We start from the raw sequence: 24,071 nt of genomic DNA, 5'->3' as shown, positions 1-24,071 counted from the left end.
AGTAAGGAGGAGTTGTTTTGTCAGGAAACAAACAACACCCAAGCAAAGACAAAAAAGAAGCCAGTAAGGCAGCTACAGCAGATATAATCGACAAGCGGAGAAATCTGCGTAAAAAAGAAGATAAGATCGTGAGGAAGATCATTTTAGTGATCGCTCTTACATTATTGATTATTGGCGGATTTCTCGGGTTTACCGTATATCGTTATGTAGATAGCGGGTTGAAGCCTTTAGATAAATCGGACGACCAATTAGTCCAAGTGGAAATCCCAAGCGGCTCTTCTAATAAGCAGATTGGCGAAATTTTGGAGAAAGACAATATTATTAAAAGTGGGATTGTTTTCAATTATTATACAAAATTTAAAAATTTAACTGGCTTTCAAGCTGGTTATTATCAGTTAGCGCCTAATATGACTCTTGATGAGATTGGCAAGCAGTTGCAAGAAGGCGGCACATCTGAGCCAACAAAAGTTGCAGATGGGAAAATTGCCATTCCAGAAGGCTACGACATCGATCAGATTGCTGAGCGGGTAGCGAAGGTAACTGGTAAAGACAAGAAAGAATTTTTAGATTTAGTAAATGATGAGACTTTCTTTAACGAGTTGTATCAAAAATTCCCAGAATTGTTGGAAAGTGCCTCTAAAGCTGAGAACACAAAATACCGTTTGGAAGGCTACTTATTCCCAGCTACTTATGATTACTACACGAGTACTTCGCTTAAGGATCTTGTGATTGAGATGGTGAACAAGACAAATACGGTCATGCAAAACTATTATTCAGCTATCAAACAGAAAAATTTGACTGTACAAGAAGTTTTAACTTTGGCTTCTCTAGTTGAAAAAGAAGGCGTAAAAGAAAATGATCGTAAAAATATTGCACAAGTCTTCTTTAACCGAATCAAGGCAAATATGCCACTTCAGTCAGATATCTCTGTTTTATATGCATTAGGAGAACATAAAGAATTGGTGACGTATGAAGATACAGCTGTAGATTCACCATACAATTTGTATACCAATACCGGCTATGGGCCTGGTCCTTTTGACAATCCAAGCGAAGAGGCAATCAAGGCAGTATTAGAACCAGCAGAAAATGACTATTATTATTTCGTAGCAGATACGAGCACTGGAAATGTTTATTTCGCTAAAACGTATGAAGAACATATGGAACTAGTGCAAAAATATGTAAATAATTCTTAGAAAAACAGGGGCTAGTCATTGATCATTTTTAGAAAAACATTTACATTTTAAGAAAAGCGTGGTAATCTTTTTTGGACTATATTCCTCAAAAGATTACCTTTTGCGGTATTTTATCGAAAAAAGGAGACGTTACACATGGTAGAGAAAGTTTATCCAATGACTCTAGAAGGTAAAGAAAAATTAGAAAAAGAATTAGAAGAACTAAAAACAGTTAAACGCGGAGAAATCATTGAACGAATCAAAATCGCTCGCGGTTTCGGAGATCTTTCCGAAAACTCCGAATACGAATCAGCTAAAGATGAACAAGCATTTGTTGAAGGAAGAATCACAACAATTGAAAATATGATCCGTTTTGCACAAATCATCGATAATGACGGCGTAGATGCAGATGAGGTATCGATCGGTAAAACAGTTACGTTCATCGAGTTGCCTGATGGAGATGAAGAAGAGTACACGATTGTCGGAAGTGCTGAAGCAGACCCGTTTTCTGGAAAGATTTCCAATGATTCTCCTATCGCGCAAGCATTGATTGGCAAACGTAAAAATGATGAAGTAACCATTGCTACACCAGGTGGCGATATGTTAGTTAAAATCGTCAAAGTAGAACAAGCGTAGTCTGACTGAAAGATCTAGAGAGTTCATCTTACTGATGACGCACTCTAGATCTTTTCTCTTTGAGTATTGCAGGTTTCACTGAACGATCTTACATCTAAAGTCCTATAGCCAACAGTCAAAAAAATAGGTATGATGAAATGAGAATGTGTCAGGAGGGAGAAAAAGCGATGAATAGTTCTTGGCGTTTTTTTGTGGTAGTCGAAGCACTGCTGCTGTTATTTGCTGTTTGGCAAATCGTAAACAATACTGGACTTTTGCTTTTAGTAATATTCGGTATTTTCAATATATATCTAGCTATGCGCAAATATCCTCGTACTAAATTTCAAAATTTTCAATTGATCTTAGGGAGCTTGGTCATTTTTTTTAGCTTAGTCAACAGTCCTGCTTTATGGATGATGGTTGTATTGGCCGTTTTATTTATCGGGCTGAAAGGTGTAGAGATTTCAGGAATAGATTTGACAAAAAATGCTTTTTGGCGAAAAAAACAGATCATGATGGTCCAAACAGAGCAATTAAAAACACATAATAATGAGCGTAAAAGACAGCAATTATTTGGTAACCAACGTATTGGAAACGACGTCTATGAATGGGATGATATCAACATTGCCATCATTTCTGGTGATACTATCATCGATTTGGGCAATACACTTTTGCCAAAAGATGATAATATTGTGATTGTAAGAAAAGGGATAGGCAGAACACGGATCTTAGTACCCCTGGGAGTGGCTATTCGTTTAGAGCATGCGACATTAGTAGGAAATGTCTTGTTTGAAGAAGAGCAGTTTTCCTTAAAAAACGAACAGATCAAAATCTGCAGCAGTGATTATGATGAAAATCCTCGCAGATTGAAGATCATTACCAATACCTTGGTTGGAGATGTCGAGGTGATACGAATATGATGGGAAGAATATCCAAAGCAATGCTAGCTGTTTATTCGGGGATTGCGGCTTTCCTTATTATTCTATTTTCACTTTTCACTTATTTTTATGCCAGTAACCAAAGTCATTGGTGGGGAGAATTGCTGCGTGCGCGTTTATTATACGTTCCGCTTATCTTCCATTTGATGGCAATTTCATTAGGTGTAGGATTGATCGTATTTCTATTGTTATCACTTATTCAAAAGGCAAAATACGGGAAAATCGAAGAAAAGCTTCGTGCACTTTCTTCTGGCAATTATGAATCCAAACTTTTGCATCAGCCGATCCCAAGCGCGTCGGATGATCTGTACATCAAAGATATTGATATGGAAATTACTAAAATAAAAGAAAAAATGATCGAAGTATCCAGTGAATTACAGATTATGACTAGCCGTCCTCAATATGTAGATGGACAAACCAAAGAAGAGATTTTAGAATTAGAAAGGCATCGATTAGCTCGTGAGCTTCATGATTCAGTTTCACAGCAATTATTTGCAGCGATGATGATGATGTCGGCATTGACGGAGCAAGCAGAAAAAAGTGAGACACCAGAAATGTTCCGTAAGCAGTTGAAAATGGTGGCAGAGATCATCAACGCTTCCCAGTCTGAGATGCGTGCGCTGCTTCTTCATCTGCGTCCAGTCAATTTAGAAGAAAAAAGTTTAAAACAAGGCATTGAGCAGTTATTGAAGGAATTGCAGAATAAAATCCAGATTTCGCTAAAATGGGATGTAGAAGATGTAAAATTAACTAGTTCCATTGAGGATCACTTGTTCCGAATCGTTCAAGAATTGTTATCAAACACATTAAGACATGCTAAGGCTAATGAATTAGAAGTCTATTTGCATAAAATAGATAACAATCTTTTATTACGTATCATTGACGACGGGACAGGATTTAATATGAATGAAACCAAAACGGGAAGTTATGGATTGAACAATATCAAAGAACGAGTAGCTGGTATTGGTGGAACAGTAAAAATCATTAGTTTTAAAGGGCAAGGTACGAGCGTGGAGATCAAGGTCCCTTTGATGAAGGAGGCATAGATAAAGATGATAAAAGTTTTATTAGTAGATGACCATGAAATGGTACGCTTAGGCGTCTCTTCTTATTTATCTATCCAAGAAGACATTGAAGTGATTGGAGAAGCTGAAAATGGACGTCAAGGCTATGAAAAGGCGATGGCACTTCGACCAGATGTCATTTTAATGGATCTAGTCATGGAAGAAATGGATGGCATCGAATCAACAAAAGCAATCTTAAAAGATTGGCCAAAAGCCAAAATCATTATCGTCACAAGTTTTATTGATGATGAAAAAGTTTATCCTGCAATTGAAGCAGGAGCAGCAGGATATTTGTTGAAGACGTCTACCGCACATGAAATAGCTGATGCTATAAGGGCTACGCAACGCGGCGAGCGAGTATTGGAACCTGAAGTGACAACAAAAATGATGGAAAAAATGAGTCGGCGAAATGATCCAGTATTGCATGAAGAATTAACGAATCGAGAAAATGAAATTTTGATGCTGATTTCTGAAGGGAAAAGTAATCAGGAAATCGCGGATGAATTGTTTATCACACTGAAAACAGTTAAAACGCATGTGTCGAATATATTAGCTAAGTTAGAGGTAGAAGACCGAACTCAAGCAGCTATCTATGCGTTTAAACATGGTTTGGTGAAATAAAAACGATGATAAAGAGGATAATCAAAAGCTGAGAAAATAACTATTATTTTTCTTGGCTTTTTTACAATAATGATGCTTGCTTTTGTTTTTGGAAAGGCTTTGTTATACTGAGAAAAGAAGATACTAAAGGAGGAAAATGGTGAAACAAAATTTTGCAATTGTAGGCCTTGGACGATTTGGCGGAAGCATCTGCCGTACACTGATCGAAGCTGGACAAGAAGTACTGGCTATTGACAGTAATGAAGATCGAGTCAATGAATATATGAATATAGCCACTCATGCTGTTGTGGCAAATGCACAGGATGAGATGACACTTCGTTCATTAGGTATAAGAAATTTCGATCATGTAATTGTCGCTATTGGAGAAGATATCCAAGCCAGTATCTTAGTTACTCTGATGGTAAAGGAAATGGGCGTACCGAATATTTTAGCAAAAGCCCAAAATGAGTACCATGCCCGTGTACTAGAGAAGATCGGAGCAGATCGTGTCGTACACCCTGAGCGAGACATGGGGATACGGATTGCACATAACTTAGTATCAAAGAATATTCTAGACTACTTAGAGCTGTCAGATAAATATTCTTTAGCAGAAATCCGAGTCTCCAATCCTAAATTTTTCAACAAAACATTAGCTGAATTAAATTTCAGGCAACGTTTTGACTTAACAGTAGTCGCCATACGAAGAGTAGATCAAACGGTTATCGCTTCTCCTGCAGCAGATGAATATGTTCGCGAAAATGATAATCTACTGGTGATTGGAGAGACAGGCGATGTGGATATTCTAGACGATAAGATGAATCAATAGAAAGAAAAGAGAAAGTAGGTTGTTGGGATGGAATTAACGGTAACGCCAAAAGCACAAAAGTGGTTTGACTCAGAAATTGATCTGCCAGAAACTTACGGAATACGTTTTTTTGGAAAAGTCTACGGCAAAACAGAGGTTCATGATGGTTTTTCGATTGGAATGTCAGTTGAACAGCCAGAACATCCTGTAAAGAAAGTGGAAATGGATGGGACACTTTTTTTTATCGAGGAAGCAGATGAATGGTTCTTTAAAGGATATGATTTACTTGTTGATTATGATCCCAACCTGGAGGAGCCAACCTATCACTTTAAAAAACAATAAAAAAAGAGAGGGTGACACAAGTTTTGTCACCTTCTCTTTTTTCTTTTGAAAATATTGTTTTCAGCTATTAATATCCTGCAGACAATTTTACTTGATTGGTTTGAAGCTCATGGGTGGCAAAGTAGCTTTTCAGATTGGTTAAAAAAATAGCCATTAATTTCTTTTGAAAATCAGGTGTCAAACCTGCAATGTGGGAAGTAATCAGTACATTGTCCATTTTCCAAAGAGGATGATCTTGTGGAAGAGGCTCTTCCTCAAAAACGTCTAATGCTGCAAAGGAAAGTTGCTGGTTATTTAAAGCCTGCACCAGATCTTGTGTCTTAACAGAAGCACCACGGCCAACATTGATGAATACAGATTTTGGATCAAAGTGTTCAAACATATGCTGATCAAAGAGCCCAGTTGTTTCCTCCGTTAGAGGTAAGATATTGACTACGAAATCTACTTCAGGAAGAACTTCCTTTAGTTGATTTAAAGAAAAAGTCTTTTCCATTCCTTCTGCTGGATGACCGGATGTATTGATTCCATAGCAGTTCATGTCTAATGCTTTGCATTTTTTTGCAATCATTTTTCCAATATGGCCAGTTCCAATGATTAGTATTTTTTTTCCTTGGATAGATTGGTAATGGACCGATGAACCTAACCATTTCATGTCACTCTGTGCTTTTTGTGCTTGAAAAAGACCACGAGAATACCCAAGGATGATTCCTAAGACATGCTCCGTAATCGATTCACTGTGGATGCCACTACCATTTGAAAGTAAAATATGTTTCTTTGAAAAAGTCTCAAGGGGTAGCTGATCAACACCAGCTGAGATAGATTGGACCCATTTCAAGGTAGAAGAGGCTAATAGTTTTTCTTGGTAGTCTGAGTTCCAGCCCAAACTGATCTCTACATTTTGTAGATCCTCTGGTTGTAATTCTGTTTTAAAGATATAACCAGGCGCTATAGTATGGATTTCTTCGATAAATTCATCACGAAATGGACGATCTGCATAAATGATTCTTTCTGACATAGTTAATTTCCCGCCTTTCTTTACTCTAAGTGTAGCGCATACAAGAAGAACTTTGAAGCGCCTTGCTTGTTTTTTGAGAAAGAAATATTTTTCAAATAAAAAAGGGGCTGTGACAAAAAAATGTCACAACCTCTAAAAGGGTCTATTGAAGTAGAAATAACGAGTTGTCTTTATTTCTTAATTGATCGATATTTTTGCCCATCCTTTGACAGCTTGAGCAAAAATAAAGATTCCTGCAAAAGCAATGAAGGCGCTTGTGTCAAAAGAAGGAAGAAAGACCATCAAGATTGTTGCAATTATAGTAGGCAATGAAATTGAATAGATCAATGTTTTTAAACAATCAAGAAAAGTAGCTTTTGTTAGTCGAAAGCGTGCATAGAGAAAAGCAGCAATGTTGGTAAATAGCAAAGTGATCAGCAGATTCAGAAAACTAGGATAAATAGAAAATATAAATGTCAGGACTTTTATCCAAAGTGGTATAGATGCTTTACTTAAAAAAGAACGGAGCTCCTTACCTGTTAAGTTTTTTAAAGATTCATTGGTGTAGGGAAGTTCTAATTGGTTATTGTTCAACAAAGCAGAAGTCGTGCCTGTATTAGGAAGAGCTATGATAAGTTTGTTTTTTAACATCCCGACACTAACAAAATTCCCCATCAAATCAGTAGAGATGTCCTGTTCTGTTCGTTTTCCCTCTGGATCAAATGTGAAGATAATGGAGTTTGTTTGGTAAATGAATCCTTCTTTTTCTTCGGTTTGAAGCTGCCCGTTTTGGATTGTAAAATCAGGAATGCGAGTAGCAATCTTTTGCCCATCCAATTGAATGTTGTTTAAGACTTGAAAAACTTGAAAAGAGATTGGCAAAGCCATAATTATACTCAAAACTAAAAGATAGACAATGGCTTTCCAAAATGGGACATTTCTCGCCTCCTTTAGGTCTTTGAATCGTATAAAGGAACTGATAATTAATTGTTTTGTTGTCATAAGTACTCCTCATCTAGTAGTGTCATCACTTGCAATTCTAGCGAAGTATCAAGTGAAATACAAGTGCTTTAGGGAAACAGCTGAATGATTGGTGAAATATCAAAAAAATGTTATTCTTGTCTAAAGACTATCCAATATAAATAAAATGGAGGAAGGAATAGTGCCTACACAGCCACAGAGATCATCAAAAAAACTATTTGGAGTAGTGGTTTTGAATGCGGTGATCACTTTATCAGAATTTATTGGAGGGATTATGTCAGGGAGTTTGTCTCTTGTTTCAGATGCTTTCCATAACCTTAGTGATACATTGGCAATTATTTTTTCTTACGGGGCACAAAAAATGGCCCGAAAAGAAGCAAATAAAAAACGTACGTATGGCTACCAGCGTTTAGAAATATTGAGTGCTTTCATCAACTCATTCATATTGATCATATTATCCTTGTTTTTAACCGTTGAAGCATTCAAGCGGTTCACTTCACCAGAAAAGATAAATAGTCATTTGATGCTAACAGTAGCAGTTATTGGATTGCTCGCGAATTTGTTCTCAGTATTATTATTACGACAAGAAGCAGATGAAAGTTTGAATATAAAATCTAGTTATTTGCATTTGTTAAGTGATACACTGTCTTCGGTAAGTGTGATTATCGGAGCAATTTTGATCCGTTTTTTCGATATCTACTGGATCGATCCAGTTATTACACTGATCATTTCGATATATATATTGATAGAAGCGATAATGGTGATCAAAAAAGCTGCCGCTATTTTGATACAAAGTGCACCTGCTATCGACTATGAAAAAATGGAACAAGAAATTGAAGCAATCGATGGGGTAAAGGATGTTCATCATGTCCATATTTGGCAGTATAGCGAAAAGATAATTATTTTCGACGGACATATTGATTTTGAAGATCAGCTACTAAGCGAGATTGAAAAGATATATCCTCGTATAATTTCTTTATTAAAATTAAAATATGGTATTACACATGTGACGATCCAAGCAGAGACAAAGGGAGCGTCAATAATTTTGTGTAAATAAATTGTCCTCCTGCAAAATAATTAGTTACTCAGTAAACATTGAAACTAATGTATCGGTTACCTGTTGAAAACCTTTATGGCTTCTGTTTAGAAATTTTTGATTGTATGTATCAAAAATGCTGACTAGAAAGCGTTCTAGTGATTCTTCATTTTGAAACTGCTCTTTTCTACGGCTGTATCTTTTAATTTGCTTATTGAAAGACTCGATTAGATTGGTTGAGTAAATGGTTCTACGAATGCTAGGTGGAAAATCATAAAAAGTTAATAAGTCTTGGTTTTCTATGAGTGACTGCGTCACTTTAGGATAGTTTTTCTTCCATTTCTCAATCATGCCGGATAAGAAGGTATTCGCTTCTTCTTTTGAGTTAGCTTGATAAACAGCCTTAAAGTCATCACAGATTTCTTTTCGGTCTTTGACACGTACTTTATGAGCGATATTACGAGATACATGGATACAACAATGCTGATATTTTGCTTTAGGATAAATTTGATGGATAGTATCTTTCATGCCTTTTAAGCCGTCCGTAATAAAAAGCAAGACTTCTTGAACTCCTCTGGAGTTAATATCCTGTAGCAGCTCATTCCAAACGTATGTTGATTCAGTTGGAGCAATCGCATAACTCAGTACTTCTTTAGTGCCGTCTTCTCGTATACCAATGGCAATATAAATCGCTTCTTTGGATACAGTTTGACGTTTTAGTGGAATGTAAGTAGCGTCCATAAAAATAGCGACATACTTATCATTTAAGGCTCTGGATTTAAAGGCATTTACTTCTTCAGTCAGAACTTTAGTCATGTTGGACATGGTTTGTGGAGTATAGTGATGACCGTACATTTTTTCGATCAAATCAGCAATTTCAGACATCGTAACACCTTTTTCGAATAAATGGATAATAGTGGTTTCCAATGTATCGTTTGTTCTTTTGTAGGCTGGTAAAGTTTGTTGTTTAAACTCACCATTACGATCTCTAGGTATTTCCAATGTTAATTCACCATATTCGGTTTTGATTGATCGAAAGTAAGAACCGTTTCTCGAATTACCTGAATTAAAACCAGTGCGATCATATTTTTCGTAATCTAAAAAAGCCGTTAATTCAGTCCGTAGGAGTGTGTTTATCGCTTTTTCTAAGTGCGAACGGAATAATTCATTTAAATCGCCTTTAGTGACTAGAGTTTGCACAATTTCTGTAGTAAAATCATTCATAGGGAAGTCCTCTTTTCTGTGAATTGGTTGTCGTTAACTTTATTCTACAGAAGCGACTTCCTTTTTTGTATGGATTTTTTCATTTACACAAAATATTTTACACTCTCGAGACAAAGGCAAAGGATCAAAAAAAATTAATTTTTTTAAATAAAGATGAAAGTTATTGAAATATAGAGTATGATAAATAAGAATTTTTAATAAGGTAGGTTGGCTCATGAAGCAGTATCGACAGTTAAAAGGATATTTAGAAGCAAAAGGATATTGGGAGATACTAGTCTATCTCTTTTTTGGTGGTTTGGCTACGATTGTAAATTTTGTTAGTTTTGCTCTCGCACGCCAATATTTTGATTTAAGTATGGCCTTATCCAATTCTATTTCGTGGTTTTGTTCTGTATTGTTTGCTTTTGTAACGAACAAACTTTGGGTATTCCATTCAAAATCACCGAATTTTACACATGCACTTATTGAATGCGGTAAGTTCTTCTTCTACCGTATCCTTTCTTACGGATTGGACATGGGGGCAATGGTATTGTTGATCAATGTTATGAACAGCAATGAGTATGTGGCGAAAATCATCACTCAAATTATTGTTATCCTAGCGAACTATATTTTCAGCAAGTTGTTTATTTTTAAAGAAACTGAGGTTTTTGAAGAAGAAGTAGGTCAAAGTGAAAAAGACGACTAGGCATAACAATTGAAGAATTTCCTTCTCTTTGTTACTCTTTGTAATGTAGACATTATTAAGAAAACATTGAGGAGGAATTTTTTTATGACTTACACATTACCAGATCTACCTTATGCATATGACGCATTGGAACCTTATATTGACGAAGAAACGATGCATCTGCATCATGATAAGCATCACAATACTTATGTGACGAATTTAAATGCAGCAATTGAGAAATACCCAGAATTAGGCGAAAAAACAATAGAAGAATTATTATCTGATATGGACGCTATTCCAACAGATATCAAGACAGCTGTACGTAACAATGGTGGCGGACATGCTAACCATTCATTTTTCTGGGAAATCATGGCACCAAATGCTGGTGGCGAACCTACAGGAGAAATAAAAGAAGCGATTAATGAAGCTTTTGGTGATTTTTCTTCTTTTAAAGAAGAATTCAAAAAAGCAGCCGCTGGACGATTTGGTTCTGGATGGGCTTGGCTTGTAATGGAAAATGGAAAATTAGCTATTACCTCTACTGCAAATCAAGATTCTCCATTGATGGAAGGAAAGACACCAATTCTAGGTTTGGACGTTTGGGAACATGCTTATTATTTGAAATATAAAAATGTCCGACCAGATTATATTGCAGCATTCTGGAATGTTATTAATTGGGATGAAGTAAACAAACGTTTCGAAGCAGCAAAATAACCATTTCCTCCGTCATATCAGTCTTAAAAATAATTTGGAAAATAAAAGAGCGAAAGCTTGCTAGCGTTTTCTAAATTGGGTATAATGTTCTTGCAAGGTTACTTGCAAGAACTTTTTTGGAGGCTATACATTTATGGAACACGGAACGGTTAAATGGTTCAACAATGAAAAAGGATTTGGGTTTATTACAGTAGACGGCGGAGATGACGTATTTGTTCATTTCTCAGCAATTCAAGGAGACGGCTTCAAGAGCCTGGAAGAAGGTCAAGAAGTAGAATTCACGATTGTTGAAGGTGCACGCGGACCTCAAGCTGCTGAAGTGACTAAATTATAATAATTTGTTGAATAAAGACACGACTTCTTAGAGAGTCGTGTCTTTTTGTCTATTTATGAAGTTTTTAGATTTTTTGGCTAAGTAAATGCATTTGTTCACTTGACATGTCCTAACTAATTATCAAGCAAGGAACATTTTCTTCGTTAGTAATGGATTTTAAAGAAATTTCAGTTTTTTGGATGTTGAATAAAAGACCATTTGTGAAACCACTAGTATACATACTCATTCTCATGTCAATTCTATTACTTTAAAAGAAAATCGTTTTACTTTGAAGAGGAGCATATCTATCCATTAAAAGATGATGGTAATGCAATCACTAGTTCGAGTCATTTTAATAGCCATGCAGTGAGCTGGAAATAAAACGAATAGAAGATGGGTTTAACAAAAGGAACAGTCATAGGAAGAAATTTTCGTGAAATCGAATGATAATCTGAACGGTAGGCAAAGACTGTTAAAAAGATGAGAAAGGTATGTGCGATTATTTTACTGCACGATTATTTGGAAAATACCTTGTTGTTCGCTTTTTCTGGAAAAAATACATAAAAAAAGATAAAACGATTGCGAACTGCGTGTATTCGGTCTTTCGATCTTTTTCACGGTATGGTATGATAGTTAAGAATTTTGAGAAATTTTAAAAAATAATAATCGTTACACAAAAATGTTTTTTAAAGTTTTCTTATGATTAAAAAGTGAATTTGCTGATTGAACAGTTATATGAGACAATATTTTAGAAAATGTGAAACAGAGGTGTATTATGAAGCGATGGCAAAAAGTTCTATTAACCTTGTTAGGGGTATTCGTTTTGCTGATTGCCGGATTATCAGCATACGGAATCAGATTTATGGGAGAAGCGAGCCAAACAGTAAACAAAATTTCTAAAAACTCTAATCGAATATCCTCCAAACGTTCTGAGAGAGTAAGCATTGATGACAAAGAACCTTTTTCGGTTTTGCTATTAGGTTTAGATACCGGTGGATTAGGAAGAACGGAACAAGGACGTTCTGATACGATGATGGTAGTAACAGTTAATCCGAAACAAAAAAAATCAACGATCATCAGTTTGGACCGAGATATTTATACGAATATCGTAGGTTATGGAACGGTAGATAAATTAAATCATGCCTATGCATTTGGTGGTGTCGAAATGGCCATGGATTCAATTGAGCAACTGCTCGATATTCCTATTGATCATTATGTAACGATCAATTTGGATGGCATGGAAGATTTGATCAATGCGGTCGGTGGCATCAAAGTGAATAATAAAATTGACTTTACTTTGGATGGTGTCCATGTACCAGTAGGTGAACAAACATTGAATGGAGAAAAAGGTTTAGCCTATTCTCGAATGCGACACGAAGATCCAGAAGGCGATATCGGTCGACAACGTCGTCAGCGGGAAGTAGTGACGAAAATCGTCAATAAAGTTTTAAGTTTAGATGGCGTAAGCAATTATAGAAAAATTTTAAAAGCAGTTGAGAACAATGTGACGACGGACTTAGATTGGGATGACATGCTTGATGTAGCGACGAACTACACCCCGGCGTTTGAAACAATCAAACAAGACCAGTTGCAAGGCGAAGGACAAATGATCAATGATATCTACTATCAAATTTTAGGAAAAAATGATCTTCTTTCGATCCAAAATGAACTGAAGAAACAATTAAATATAAAAACAAGCGATACATTACCTAATTTGAAAAATGAGAATGCTTCAATGATGTTCTTTGATGATTCGGAAGATGGCGATTCGACAAACGGTGATGGATCGAATAGTGAAGGGTACACCGATTATTCTTCCTATTCAGAAAACACATATGATCAGTACCAAGATCCGAATACCTATTATCAGCAAACAGAAGATACAAGTCAGTACTATACACCAAGTCAAGATACTCAAAGTTATGATCCTTACGCTGGACAGGAACAAAATGGTTATGGTTATGACCAGAATAATGAGTATGGAACAACAAGTGGGTACTAGAAAAAAATAGTTTGGTTAATAAAGAGTGCCACCTAAATTAGACAAAAAATCTAACTTAGGTGGCACTTTTTCTATGTGTTAAATTACAGGACGTCTCTTTTTAGCGCTTAGTTTAAAAAATAAATTGGATTTGAGTCAATACCTCGGACACGATTTGTGAGAATTTTTTCGAGATTCCAGCGGGTGAGTATCTCATCGTTTCGACCAGCGGTCAAACCAAAACCGTTTGACCGCTGATCGAAGCGATGAAGTTGAAACCCTGTGGAAATCTCGCCAAAAAAATGTAGGTGGTAGCTAGGAACTAAGCTTGCAATGCCAACTCCTCCATCTGATTTGGTGTTAAATAGTTGATACTACTATGGATTCGCTTGCGATTGTAAAATCCTTCAATGTATTGAAATAACGCTAAATGAGCAGCTTCAAAGTTTTCATACGCTTTTGATGGATAGACTTCTTCTTTTTTGAGTGAGGCGTGAAACGATTCGATACCGGCATTATCGTAGGGACAGCCCTTACGACTGAAGGAGTGCCGAATGTTCAATTCATTCAGCTTTGCCTCATAGGCTTCGCTAGTGTACTGAGAACCCAAATCTGAGTGGATGATCAAGTTCTCGGAGGGTGTTTGGTTTAAGAGCGCATTGTCAAGGGTTTCGATAACCAATTCTTTCGTCATCTGCTTGCCAAACTTCCAACCGATGACTTTCTTTGTGTGGAGGTCTTGAATAGTGGAGAGGTAGGTCCAGCCATCTTTTAGGGTATGAATATAGGTAATATCTGTCACCCATTTTTGATTGATCGACGTAGTGGTAAAATCTTGGTTTAACAGGTTTTTACGTCCTTCACTTTTAACTTTCGCTTGTTTGCCAGGCTTGTACTTCTTGAGGGTGACTGAACGCAAGCCTAATTTTCTCATCAGTATTTGTACTTTCTTTAAGGACAAGGTCTCGCCACGGCCAACAAGAATCTTATGAATTTTAGGCGCACCATAGATACCCTTGTTTTCAAAGTAGATTCCTGAAATCAAGCGGTTTAAGCGTTTGTTTTCTGATTGGCGCTTGGAAGGTTTCTTTTTCTTCCAGTCATAGTAGCTGGATTTCGGTGCTTCCAAAACGGTACACATTTGTTTTACGTCATGATCATGAACATTTGATTGAATAAATTCGAAGACATCACTCATTTTTACTTTTGAGCGAATATGGTTAAAGCCTTTTTTAGGATAGTGTTTTCCTCCTGCATGCGGGCCATTTCCTTTTTCATCGCTAGGATTTCTGCCTCAGTCATGCCGGTTGCTACATTCTTTGTATGAAGCTTCTTCCAACGATAAATCGTTTGTGTAGCGATACCATATTGCGCTGCCAGTTCTTCGACCGATTGGCCAGACTGGTTTAAATCTAAGATCATCTTCTTAAAGTCTTCATCAAATTTTTTCTTGGCTTTTGCCATCGTGGACACGTCCTTTTCTTAGTAGTTAGATTCTACCAAATCGTGTCCATGAAATCATCCTAACATCAAATTGAATAATTCAATAGAGTTGCGAATAGTACCCATAAATAATAAGGAATCATGAGCCACATTGCCAGGCGATGATGCCGCCACAACTGATACATAAGCACTGACAAGAAAATAACTAAAAGTGTAATATCGATTGCTGCAATGAAAATATTTCTTAAATTAAAAAATAGAGCAGACCATATAAAATTAAAAATGAACTGAATCACAAAAAGACCGACAAGATTGTTTCGCTGTTTTTTGTTGTTGTGATTAAGTAACAAATAAAGAGAAATACCCATCAATATATACAGTAAGGTCCACATCGGCCCAAATATCCAGCTAGGTGGTGCAAATGGTGGAAGTTGCAAAGAATAGTAATATTCTCCGGGATTTCCGCTAAGCAACCCTGATAAAAAGCCTAATATGACAATTCCTATAACACAAACCCAAAAACGAATATCTTTTATCATCTTCATTTTACTAACTCCTTTCTATAATAGTAGTTTACCATGAAGGCTCACAGCAAGACCTGTATTTAGTTTGTGAAGTAAGAAAAAAATTGATAATTGTTGTTATTAAAAAGTTGAACATTTGTTTATATGAATGATGTTTTTGAAAAAGATCATATGATTTGATTCTCATGTTTTCTATTTGTACTTTTCTCGTCTACTTCTGTTATAATCTGCATCTTACTTTTTTCACCTTTTTTACTTCAACATAAAATTATAAAATCATAATGTTTGTGTTAATGAAATAAAGCGTTTACAATGTGGTTATCAAATGAAGGAGGTTTCTACATGAAAAAGATTAGTACGTTATTGTTTATTGGGTTAGTTAGTTTAGGGTTGTTCGGTTTTAGCATTCCAGGTTTTGCGCATGGTTATATTACTTCTCCAGGAAGCCGTGCATACCTAGGAACATCAGCAGCAGGAAACTTAAATCAAAATGTCGGAAGAGCACAATGGGAACCGCAAAGTATCGAAGCTACCAAAAATACATTCATTGATGGAAAAATTGCTAGTGCAGGAGTCAGCGGCTTTGAGCCTTTAGATGAACAGACATCTAACAGATGGCATAAAAACATGGTTAATCCAGGAACATTAAATATTACTTGGAATTTAACAGCACAACATCGGACAAGTACTTGGGATTACTACATTACCAAACCAACTTGGAATCCTAATCAACCTTTGAAATTTAGTGATTTTGAATTGATCACAAAAATAGACGACAAAGCAACTGTTCCACCAAAAACAGTCAACCAAACGATCACACTTCCGCAGGATCGAAAAGGATATAATGTGATTTTAGCAGTATGGAATATCAGCGATACGACAAATGCATTTTATCAAGTGATAGACGTGAATATCCAATAATAATCAAAAAGGGCTGTGACAAAAACTATGTCACAACCCTTTTTTTAAATAAATAGTGTCCTCCTGTTAACTCTTCGGTCACAAGTACAGTATTCATAAAACATGAAGAGCTATTTTTGTTTGGCTGTTCTTATTACTTGATACAGGGCAGACTTTTTCACAACCTCTTTCATTTAGTCAGCGAGTCTCGTCATCTTCACGACAACTTCACAACGTGCAGTCTGAGGAAACATGTCGACAGACTGTAAATATTCAATCTTGAACTTTTTACTTAAATCAACCAGATCTCTGGCAAGTGTAGAAACATTACAGGAAATATAAACAAGTTTTTTTGGAGGGTATTTCAATAATGATTGGATCAATGCGTTATCCAAACCCGTACGTGGTGGATCTACGATGATACCATCAGGCTGAAAACCTTCATTCAACCATTTAGGCAGAACTTGCTCTGCTGTCCCGACTTCATATCGAGTGTTGTGATATCCTAATCTTTCCGCATTTTTTTTTGCATCAGCGATTGCTTGAGGAACGGTATCCATTCCCCGTACTTCTTTGGCTTGTTTTGCTACACTTAAGCCGATCGTCCCAACTCCGCAATAAGCATCCACGATCGTTTCATTAGGCTGGACATCTAATGCTTTAATTCCTTCGCCATAAAGCAATTCGGTCTGCTGAGGATTGAGTTGAAAGAAGGCACGAGGAGAAAGATCGAAAGTCACTTCATTGATTTGTTCTTCAATGGCTTCTTTTCCCCATAAGTGGATCGTTTCATCCCCCATCACGAGAGACGTTTTTTGTGCCTGGACATTTTGCATGATTGAAACAACTTCGGGCAGTCGTTCATTGATCTCACGGATCATTGCGTTTTTTTGCGGGAATTTTTTACTGCGAGTAATAAAAACAACTTGTAACTCCCCAGTTTTGACACCGATTCTAACCATGATTGTGCGGAAGATTCCACTGTTTGTCCGTTCATCATAGATGGGTGCATCAAATTTATTCAATAGTTGAACAACAGTATTCATTACTTTTTGTGTTCGAGGTTCTTGAACCAAGCAGTCTGTTATAGGGACTAACTGATGAGAGTTTGCTTCGTATAAACCAGCTTCAATTTTTTGAGTCTGCTTATTTTTTCGTAACTGAAATTGTGCTTTGTTTCTATAATGCCAAGGCTCATCCATCCCGATCGTCGGCAAAAGTTGATAAGATCGAAAGCCTGCTGGTTTGAATTTTTCCAATGCTTGCAAAAGCAGATCCTTTTTAAAATCCAATTGGGCTTGATAAGCTAAGTGTTGTAATTGACAGCCACCGCATTCATAGTAAACAGGACATGGTGCCACTACGCGATCTTTGCTTGTTTTTTTGACTTTTATTAATTCTCCTTCTGCATAGCGAGGGGTTGCTTTCGTGATTTTCACTAGTACTTCTTCTTTTGGTAGTGCATATGGAACAAATATGATCAACCGTTTGAAATAACCGATTCCTTCACCATTTATGCCTAAACGCTTGATTTTCAAAGGAACCGTTTGTCCAGTTTTGACAATTGTTTCTGCCATAAGTATCTCCCTTTTTTCTTTTTTCTGTGGTTTATTCTAACATATAATACCTGATTACGGGGATTTTCTGTGGTATGATAGAGAATATATGTTCGAGGAGGATGTTTATGTTAACCGTTACGAGAATCAGTAAAGGCAAAGGCCCTTTCTATCGCGTAGATTTATCTGAAGGAGAAGCTTTACAAGTATCTGAAGATGTATTAGTACGCTATCGATTATTAAAAGGACGGGAATTAGACGAAGAAACTATCCAAGAGATCAAGAAGAGTAGCGGAGCTGATTTCGGTTTTCACCTAGCAATGAATTACTTAAGTTATCAGTTGCGATCGGAAAAAGAAATCCGAACATACTTAAAAGAAAAGGAAATCCTTCAAGAAGATCGAAATAAAATCGTAGCCCGCTTAAAAGAATTGGACCTTGTCGATGATTTGGTCTATGGGGAAAGTTATGTGCGCACGAATATACGCTTAAGTGACAAAGGACCAAAGAAATTAGCGCAGCAGATGCAGCAAAAAGGTTTGAAACCTGAAATCATTGAACAAGCGCTCAGCCAATATACATTTGAAGACCAAGTTCAAAATGCACATCAGACAGCCGAAAAAGCGTTTGGAAAAAATCACGGAAAAAGCCAAAAAGAATTATTGAGAAAAATCCAACAAACATTGATGACGAAAGGCTTTTCTCAAGAAGTGATCCAACAAGCGATGGCTGATCTTCCGCAAGAAGCAGATCAAGAAATAGAATATGATTATTTAATCAAACAAGGAGATAAACTATGGCGAAGAAATTTAAGATTTGAACCTAAAAAAAGAAATCTAAAAGTAAAGCAAAGCTTATATCAAAAAGGATTTGATTTGGATATGATCCAGCGATTCATTACGGAAAAGGAAGAGGAAAGTGAATAAAGAATGGGAAAAATGGACAGATAAAGAAACAAAAGAATTTCAAGATCAGTTCATTCAATGGTATGAACAAGAAAAAAGAAACCTGCCTTGGCGCTATAATCGTGATCCTTATCGTATCTGGATCTCTGAGATCATGCTTCAGCAAACCAGAGTAGACACAGTGATCGATTATTTTTATCGTTTCATGGAATGGTTTCCTACAATTGAAGAGTTAGCAAATGCTCCAGAAGAAAAGCTTTTAAAAGCATGGGAGGGCCTTGGTTATTACTCAAGAGCCCGAAACATCCAAGCTGCTGCTAAACAGATCATGTCTGAATTTGACGGAAAAATGCCGCAAACGCCTGAAGAAATCAGCTCATTGAAAGGAATAGGCCCCTATACGACAGGAGCGATTGCAAGTATCGCATTTGGACTTCCAGAACCCGCAGTTGACGGCAACGTGATGCGAGTAGTCAGCAGATTGTTTTGCATTGAAGCAGACATCGCAAAAGCTTCTAGCAGGAAAATCTTTGATGAAGCGATGCGGAAAATCATTGATGAAAAGCATCCAGGTGAATTCAACCAAGCAATGATGGATCTAGGTTCAGCTATCTGTACACCAACTTCTCCAAAGTGTGAGACTTGTCCGATCCAAGCCTTTTGTTTAGCTAACAAACGAGGAATCCAAACGAGTTTTCCTGTAAAAACAAAAAAAGCAAAGCCAAAAGACGTTTATTATATCAGTGCGGCTCTTCAAAATCATTCTGGAGCGTATTATTTTGAAGAAAGAGATAGCCAAAAATTGCTGGCGAATATGTGGACATTTCCAATGATGGAAGTGACACAAGAGGAGTATGAGCGATTGAAAAAAGAATGGGAAACAAAGCCAGAAATCGATCTGTTTGATGACCTAGTAGCAGAAGAAGAGCAAAATCTCCCATTTGAAAAGCAGGAACTCTTTGTTTGGCAGACACGACATTTAGGAGAAGTTACTCATATTTTTAGTCATCTGAAATGGCATGTTCTCCTTTTTTACGGACGGGCAACCGAGGGAGCAGAACAAGAATTTACCGAGAACAAAACTTCGAAGTGGTTGAAGCCTGATGCATTTGATTCGGTCGTTTTTCCTAAGGTCCAAATGAAACTGGTAGATCAGTTAGAGAAAAATCGAAACAATAGGAATCCTTTCTAGGCAAAGCTCATTTTTATTGATATAATAATTATGATGTCGGTGTAATGAACACCCAAACACAAAGCACAAAATGCTGCTTAAGGAAGGGTTGCTATGGGAGTTCCAAAAGAAGGAGAGTTTGTGACGATCCAAAGTTACAAGCACGACGGCAAATTGCATCGAACGTGGCGAGATACCATGGTATTAAAAACAAGCGAACACTCTATGATCGGCGTGAATGATCACACATTAGTCACTGAATCTGATGGACGCCGATGGGTAACGCGCGAACCAGCGATTGTTTATTTTCATAAAAAATACTGGTTCAATGTAATAGCAATGATCAGAGAAAAGGGGGTTTCCTATTATTGTAATCTAGCTTCACCTTTTTTGCTGGACGATGAGGCCTTGAAATATATCGACTATGACTTGGATATCAAGGTATTTCCTGACGGCGAGAAACGACTATTGGATGTCGATGAATATGAGATGCACAGCAAAATGATGAATTATCCGAACGATATTGACTTCATCCTAAAAGAAAATGTGAAGATTCTGGTTGACTGGATCAATAATGGAGATGGCCCGTTCTCGGAAGGCTATATTGATATTTGGTATAACCGTTACAAGCAATTGTCGCGTAAGTAAACACAAAAAAGAACAGTAAGCCAGTGAGAGATTTTTCTCAAAAGCTTGCTGTTTTTTGCTTTTTTCGAAATAAATTTTTATAAAGTCTTTTTCATATAAATATGAGGCATGCCAGCATCTTCAAAAGGATCGCCGTAAGCTGTATATCCTAGTTTTTCGTAAAAAGTTTCAGCTGTGGACTGTGCCCCTAATAAAATCGTATTATAGCCTTGATTCTTAGCAAAGTTTTCTGCTTCTTCAATCAGTATTTTTCCTAACCCTTGGTGTCTGTATTCAGAAAGAATCGCCATCCGCTGTAATTTCATTTTTCCGTTTTCTAAAGGCAAAAGACGTACAGTTCCTTGCGGTTCTTTTTTATCTGAGTACAGGACGAAGTGGATACAATGGGCTTCATCTTTGTCTATTTCTCGAGACAAAGGCACACCCTGTTCGACTACAAAAACTTGATGCCTGATCCGTACAGCATCTAAGTAAATATTGCTCATTGTATCTTTTGTTTGTACAACTTTCATGGTCTAGCCACCTTCCTTTCGTATAGTATACTGGAAAATAAAACAAATAAAAAGTATGGCAAGTTTTCAAAAATAAAAAAAGAATAAAAGAATTTTTAACGAATATAATATATACTAGTAAGAAAGAAAGGAGGAAATCTATTGTTTGAAAAACTTAGACAGTCTAAACTAATGTTTTGGTCGCTTGAATTATTAATCATAGCTGCATTGATCATGATTTCATCAGAAATAAACTTTATTTTCGAACCGATCGGGACATTTTTTTCCACGTTATTTGCACCTGTACTGATTGCAGGCTTTCTTTACTATTTATTGAATCCTATTGTCAAGCTGTTGATGAAAGCAAAAATCAAAAGAATATGGGCTGTCGCAATTGTGCTGCTCCTTTTAGTTGCAGCAATTATTTGGATTTTACTTAGTGTCATCCCAAGTCTAGTACAGCAAATTTCCTCATTGGCATCTAATATGCCTGATTTCATCAAACAGGTAGAAAGCTGGTTGAAAGAGGTAGCCGAATTGCCTTTGTTCAAGGAAGTAGATATTAATAAATATTTTGAGCAATTAGACATTTCTTACGGGACAATCATTCAGCAATTCCTTAGTGGAGTATCCAATAGTTTAGGTTCGATCGTTGGAACGATCGCTTCGGCAACCGTAGTAATCATTACAGCACCATTCATCTTGTTCTATATGTTGAAAGACGGAGAAAAACTAGTGCCAAACATCCAACAGTTTTTCCCAGAAAAAAGAAGAAACCAAATTGTGGAGTTATTGGGGCAACTGAATAAAACATTGGCTAATTACATTAGCGGACAAGCAATCGAATGTTTATTCGTTGGTACCTTCACATTTTTAGGATATATGGTAATTGGTGTGGATTATGCTTTCTTATTTGGGGTCATTGCGGGATTGACAAACCTAATCCCATATTTAGGACCTTATCTAGGACTAGCACCTGCATTTCTAGTAACAGTCTTCAATGATCCGGTAAAAGCATTACTTTGTTGTGTGGTTGTGCTAATCGTCCAACAGTTGGATGGGAATATCATTTATCCTAATGTAATTGGGAAATCACTGAAAATCCATCCATTAACGATCATTATCGTTCTTCTAGTAGCTGGAAATATTGCCGGATTGCTTGGTATCTTCTTAGGTGTTCCTTTTTACGCAATCTGCAAGACGATCATTTCCTATATAATCAAAATCGTCAAAGAAGACAAGCAAAATGAAAACAAGAAGAAAATTGCTACGACCTCGTAGGTAGTTTTAGTACACTTGTTTTTATTGCAAAGAAAATTGCTTTGTGATACCATTTTAACGTGGCTATAGTGCCACGTTTTTTTCTATCGTAAACTAAAAATTAATTTTATAAGGAGAGAATGCGATTATGAATGCTGACCCTGAGAGTCAGTCGCTGTTAGCGCAGATTTTATTATTGATCGTTTTGACATTGATCAATGCTTTTTTAGCAGCTTCCGAAATTGCTGTTGTTTCGATCAATAAGAATCGAATCGAGCAAAAAGCTGATGAAGGAGATGTGAAATCTCAAAAGCTTTTAAAAATATTGCAGAATCCAAATAATTTCCTATCGACAATCCAAGTAGGAATCACTTTGGTCAACATTTTGTCTGGTGCTTCACTAGCTAATACTTTATCGGAACGGTTAGCTCCGGTATTAGGTGGCGGCACAGCGGCAAAAAATATTGCAAATATCATTGTGCTGGCTATTTTGACCTATGTATCGATTGTTTTTGGAGAATTGTACCCTAAACGTATTGCTTTAAATAAATCAGAAGAAGTCGCAAAGTTCACTTCAGGGCTGATACGCTTGATTGGTGTAGTAGCTAAGCCCTTCGTCTGGCTGCTTTCTGCTTCCACAAGTTTATTGGCGCGTATCACGCCGATGACTTTTGATGATGAAGATTCAAAAATGACCAGAGATGAAATGCGTTATATGCTTGAAAACGAAGGCGTATTGAATAATGAAGAATTAGAAATGCTCCAAGGGGTTTTTTCTCTTGATACGAAAGTTGCCCGAGAAGTCATGGTCCCACGAACGGATGCATTTATGATTGATATCAACGACACTGTGGAAGAAAATGTGAATGAAGTTTTATCCGAAAACTATTCAAGAATCCCTGTTTATAACGAAGACAAAGATAAAGTAGTCGGAATCCTTCATACAAAGAATTTACTAAAAGCTGCCCATAAATTCGGCTTTGATAATTTAGATATCAAGAAAATCATGCAGGAGCCTTTATTCGTTCCTGAAACGGTCTTTATTGATGATCTGTTATATGAAATGAAAAAGACGCAGAATCAGATGGCTATTTTATTAGATGAATATGGCGGCGTCGTTGGGTTAGCAACACTAGAAGACCTTTTAGAAGAAATCGTCGGAGAAATCGATGATGAATCAGATGAAGTTGAGAATCTTTATGAAAAAATCGATGAACACGAATATATCATCCAAGGACGTATGCTGATTGATGAGTTCAATGAAGCTTTTGACAGCGATCTGCATATGAGTGATGTAGATACGATGGCTGGTTATTTGATTACAGCATTAGGCATGATTCCGGATGAAGGCGAAAAGTTATCGTTTGATGTCGATAATATTACGCTGGTTTCTGAAGAAATGGAAGGTTCTCGAATCCTTAAAATCCGTGTCATTTTTCATGATCCGGAAGAAACAGAAGCGGAACCTGAAGAAGAACGAAGATACTTCAGAAAAGAATTCGAAGATGACGAGCCAAGAAGATAATTGGAAACTTGGTTATGAAAGACGTGTTGCTTGAATAAACAAGCAACACGTCTTTTCTTTTAGTCAGCTGACAAAAAAATATTTGACTCTTATGGTTTGGTGGCTTTTTCATTCGCTGAATCCATGCTATACTGATTCAGTTGTAGTAGTTGACAAAGGTTGTGAAAAAGCTATCCTGCATTAAGTAATAAGAGCAGCCAAGCAA

At 36.7% G+C, this 24,071-nt stretch carries 25 protein-coding genes and 1 pseudogene; 19 read left to right on the top strand and 7 right to left on the bottom strand.

The window, feature by feature from the left end; translation table 11 throughout:
- Positions 1 to 17 precede the first annotated feature (17 nt).
- The 7 genes from mltG (at position 18) to IGJ87_RS08360 (ending at position 5,536) form a co-directional block, all read left to right on the top strand.
- On the top strand, positions 18 to 1,193 hold the full coding sequence (gene mltG, locus IGJ87_RS08390; RefSeq protein ID WP_002295410.1) for an endolytic transglycosylase MltG: 1,176 nt from the start codon (positions 18 to 20) through the stop codon (positions 1,191 to 1,193).
- A 135-nt stretch (positions 1,194 to 1,328) separates the two neighbouring features.
- A complete protein-coding gene (gene greA, locus IGJ87_RS08385) occupies positions 1,329 to 1,808 on the top strand; it encodes a transcription elongation factor GreA (protein WP_002295409.1) in 480 nt (159 codons plus the stop codon).
- A gap of 167 nt (positions 1,809 to 1,975) precedes the next feature.
- Positions 1,976 to 2,707 (top strand): cell wall-active antibiotics response protein LiaF, encoded by a 732-nt coding sequence (gene liaF / locus IGJ87_RS08380; RefSeq protein ID WP_002295408.1) that lies wholly within the window; start codon positions 1,976 to 1,978, stop codon positions 2,705 to 2,707.
- Positions 2,704 to 3,771, top strand: a complete 1,068-nt coding sequence (liaS, locus tag IGJ87_RS08375; RefSeq protein ID WP_002318624.1) for a two-component system sensor histidine kinase LiaS — start codon at positions 2,704 to 2,706, stop codon at positions 3,769 to 3,771. The genes liaF and liaS overlap by 4 nt, the downstream gene beginning before the upstream one ends.
- 6 nt (positions 3,772 to 3,777) lie before the next feature.
- Positions 3,778 to 4,410 carry a response regulator transcription factor gene (locus IGJ87_RS08370; RefSeq protein ID WP_002295404.1) on the top strand — a complete coding sequence of 211 codons (633 nt, stop codon included), beginning with the start codon at positions 3,778 to 3,780 and terminating at the stop codon, positions 4,408 to 4,410.
- Positions 4,411 to 4,549: 139 nt separating this feature from the next.
- Positions 4,550 to 5,215, top strand: coding sequence for a potassium channel family protein (locus IGJ87_RS08365; protein ID WP_002289151.1), 666 nt, complete (start codon positions 4,550 to 4,552; stop codon positions 5,213 to 5,215).
- A 27-nt stretch (positions 5,216 to 5,242) separates the two neighbouring features.
- A complete protein-coding gene (locus IGJ87_RS08360; RefSeq protein WP_002318627.1) occupies positions 5,243 to 5,536 on the top strand; it encodes a HesB/YadR/YfhF family protein in 294 nt (97 codons plus the stop codon).
- A 67-nt stretch (positions 5,537 to 5,603) separates the two neighbouring features.
- Here the strand turns inward: IGJ87_RS08360 and IGJ87_RS08355 are convergent, their stop codons facing one another.
- Complete coding sequence (locus tag IGJ87_RS08355) at positions 5,604 to 6,551, bottom strand: phosphoglycerate dehydrogenase (protein WP_002289148.1); 948 nt, start codon at positions 6,549 to 6,551, stop codon at positions 5,604 to 5,606.
- Between the two features lie 177 nt (positions 6,552 to 6,728).
- On the bottom strand, positions 6,729 to 7,532 hold the full coding sequence (locus tag IGJ87_RS08350) for a DUF1189 domain-containing protein (RefSeq protein WP_010721727.1): 804 nt from the start codon (positions 7,530 to 7,532) through the stop codon (positions 6,729 to 6,731).
- A 145-nt stretch (positions 7,533 to 7,677) separates the two neighbouring features.
- Here IGJ87_RS08350 and IGJ87_RS08345 point away from each other — a divergent pair, with 145 nt between their 5' ends.
- Positions 7,678 to 8,568, top strand: coding sequence for a cation diffusion facilitator family transporter (locus IGJ87_RS08345; RefSeq protein WP_240397767.1), 891 nt, complete (start codon positions 7,678 to 7,680; stop codon positions 8,566 to 8,568).
- A gap of 24 nt (positions 8,569 to 8,592) precedes the next feature.
- Here IGJ87_RS08345 and IGJ87_RS08340 read toward each other — a convergent pair whose 3' ends face one another.
- Positions 8,593 to 9,771, bottom strand: coding sequence for an IS256-like element ISEf1 family transposase (locus tag IGJ87_RS08340; RefSeq protein ID WP_000997695.1), 1,179 nt, complete (start codon positions 9,769 to 9,771; stop codon positions 8,593 to 8,595).
- A gap of 56 nt (positions 9,772 to 9,827) precedes the next feature.
- Here IGJ87_RS08340 and IGJ87_RS08335 point away from each other — a divergent pair.
- The 5 genes and pseudogenes from IGJ87_RS08335 to IGJ87_RS08315 form a co-directional block, all read left to right on the top strand.
- Positions 9,828 to 9,938: pseudogene (locus IGJ87_RS08335) on the top strand (cation diffusion facilitator family transporter); the annotation flags it as partial.
- 47 nt (positions 9,939 to 9,985) lie between these two features.
- The gene (locus tag IGJ87_RS08330) at positions 9,986 to 10,456 is read left to right on the top strand and encodes a GtrA family protein (protein WP_002292862.1); all 471 of its coding nucleotides are present in this window, start codon (positions 9,986 to 9,988) and stop codon (positions 10,454 to 10,456) included.
- Between the two features lie 84 nt (positions 10,457 to 10,540).
- The gene (locus IGJ87_RS08325) at positions 10,541 to 11,149 is read left to right on the top strand and encodes a superoxide dismutase (protein ID WP_002298541.1); all 609 of its coding nucleotides are present in this window, start codon (positions 10,541 to 10,543) and stop codon (positions 11,147 to 11,149) included.
- Positions 11,150 to 11,282: 133 nt separating this feature from the next.
- Entirely contained in the window at positions 11,283 to 11,483 is a 201-nt protein-coding gene (locus tag IGJ87_RS08320; protein WP_002292860.1) for a cold-shock protein, read from the top strand.
- Between the two features lie 754 nt (positions 11,484 to 12,237).
- The gene (locus IGJ87_RS08315; RefSeq protein WP_002295400.1) at positions 12,238 to 13,464 is read left to right on the top strand and encodes an LCP family protein; all 1,227 of its coding nucleotides are present in this window, start codon (positions 12,238 to 12,240) and stop codon (positions 13,462 to 13,464) included.
- A 301-nt stretch (positions 13,465 to 13,765) separates the two neighbouring features.
- Here the strand turns inward: IGJ87_RS08315 and IGJ87_RS08310 are convergent.
- Positions 13,766 to 14,907, bottom strand: a protein-coding gene (locus IGJ87_RS08310; RefSeq protein ID WP_100970418.1) for an IS3 family transposase whose coding sequence is annotated in 2 segments (ribosomal slippage) — positions 13,766 to 14,679 and positions 14,679 to 14,907 — 1,143 coding nt in all. Because the reading frame shifts where the segments join, the coding sequence is not laid out codon by codon here.
- A gap of 65 nt (positions 14,908 to 14,972) precedes the next feature.
- The gene (locus tag IGJ87_RS08305; protein ID WP_430609133.1) at positions 14,973 to 15,431 is read right to left on the bottom strand and encodes a TspO/MBR family protein; all 459 of its coding nucleotides are present in this window, start codon (positions 15,429 to 15,431) and stop codon (positions 14,973 to 14,975) included.
- A 321-nt stretch (positions 15,432 to 15,752) separates the two neighbouring features.
- Between IGJ87_RS08305 and IGJ87_RS08300 the strand changes: the two genes are divergently transcribed.
- Positions 15,753 to 16,331, top strand: coding sequence for a lytic polysaccharide monooxygenase auxiliary activity family 9 protein (locus IGJ87_RS08300; RefSeq protein ID WP_002292856.1), 579 nt, complete (start codon positions 15,753 to 15,755; stop codon positions 16,329 to 16,331).
- A 173-nt stretch (positions 16,332 to 16,504) separates the two neighbouring features.
- Here IGJ87_RS08300 and rlmD read toward each other — a convergent pair whose 3' ends face one another.
- On the bottom strand, positions 16,505 to 17,887 hold the full coding sequence (rlmD, locus tag IGJ87_RS08295) for a 23S rRNA (uracil(1939)-C(5))-methyltransferase RlmD (protein ID WP_002318633.1): 1,383 nt from the start codon (positions 17,885 to 17,887) through the stop codon (positions 16,505 to 16,507).
- 107 nt (positions 17,888 to 17,994) lie between these two features.
- On the opposite strand from rlmD, the gene recX reads away from it, so the two are divergent.
- From recX to ntdP, 3 genes are all read left to right on the top strand, one after another.
- Complete coding sequence (gene recX / locus IGJ87_RS08290) at positions 17,995 to 18,792, top strand: recombination regulator RecX (RefSeq protein ID WP_010721729.1); 798 nt, start codon at positions 17,995 to 17,997, stop codon at positions 18,790 to 18,792.
- The gene (mutY, locus tag IGJ87_RS08285; protein ID WP_010721730.1) at positions 18,785 to 19,963 is read left to right on the top strand and encodes an A/G-specific adenine glycosylase; all 1,179 of its coding nucleotides are present in this window, start codon (positions 18,785 to 18,787) and stop codon (positions 19,961 to 19,963) included. Before recX ends, mutY begins: the two co-directional genes overlap by 8 nt.
- A gap of 93 nt (positions 19,964 to 20,056) precedes the next feature.
- Positions 20,057 to 20,590: a nucleoside tri-diphosphate phosphatase gene (ntdP, locus tag IGJ87_RS08280; RefSeq protein ID WP_002290817.1), complete on the top strand. Its 534-nt coding sequence runs from the start codon at positions 20,057 to 20,059 to the stop codon at positions 20,588 to 20,590.
- 77 nt (positions 20,591 to 20,667) lie between these two features.
- On the opposite strand, the gene IGJ87_RS08275 is transcribed toward ntdP, so the two are convergent.
- Complete coding sequence (locus IGJ87_RS08275) at positions 20,668 to 21,102, bottom strand: GNAT family N-acetyltransferase (protein WP_002290819.1); 435 nt, start codon at positions 21,100 to 21,102, stop codon at positions 20,668 to 20,670.
- Between the two features lie 141 nt (positions 21,103 to 21,243).
- Here IGJ87_RS08275 and IGJ87_RS08270 point away from each other — a divergent pair, with 141 nt between their 5' ends.
- Positions 21,244 to 22,362 (top strand): AI-2E family transporter, encoded by a 1,119-nt coding sequence (locus IGJ87_RS08270; RefSeq protein ID WP_002290821.1) that lies wholly within the window; start codon positions 21,244 to 21,246, stop codon positions 22,360 to 22,362.
- Between the two features lie 127 nt (positions 22,363 to 22,489).
- A complete protein-coding gene (locus IGJ87_RS08265; protein ID WP_002295395.1) occupies positions 22,490 to 23,866 on the top strand; it encodes a hemolysin family protein in 1,377 nt (458 codons plus the stop codon).
- The last annotated feature ends 205 nt before the right edge of the window (positions 23,867 to 24,071 follow it).

The sequence above is a fragment of the Enterococcus sp. DIV1411a genome, from assembly GCF_050531945.1.
Classification (GTDB): domain Bacteria; phylum Bacillota; class Bacilli; order Lactobacillales; family Enterococcaceae; genus Enterococcus_B; species Enterococcus_B faecium.
Note: the sequence above shows the minus strand (reverse complement) of the source record. Positions and strands in the feature narration are given on the sequence as shown.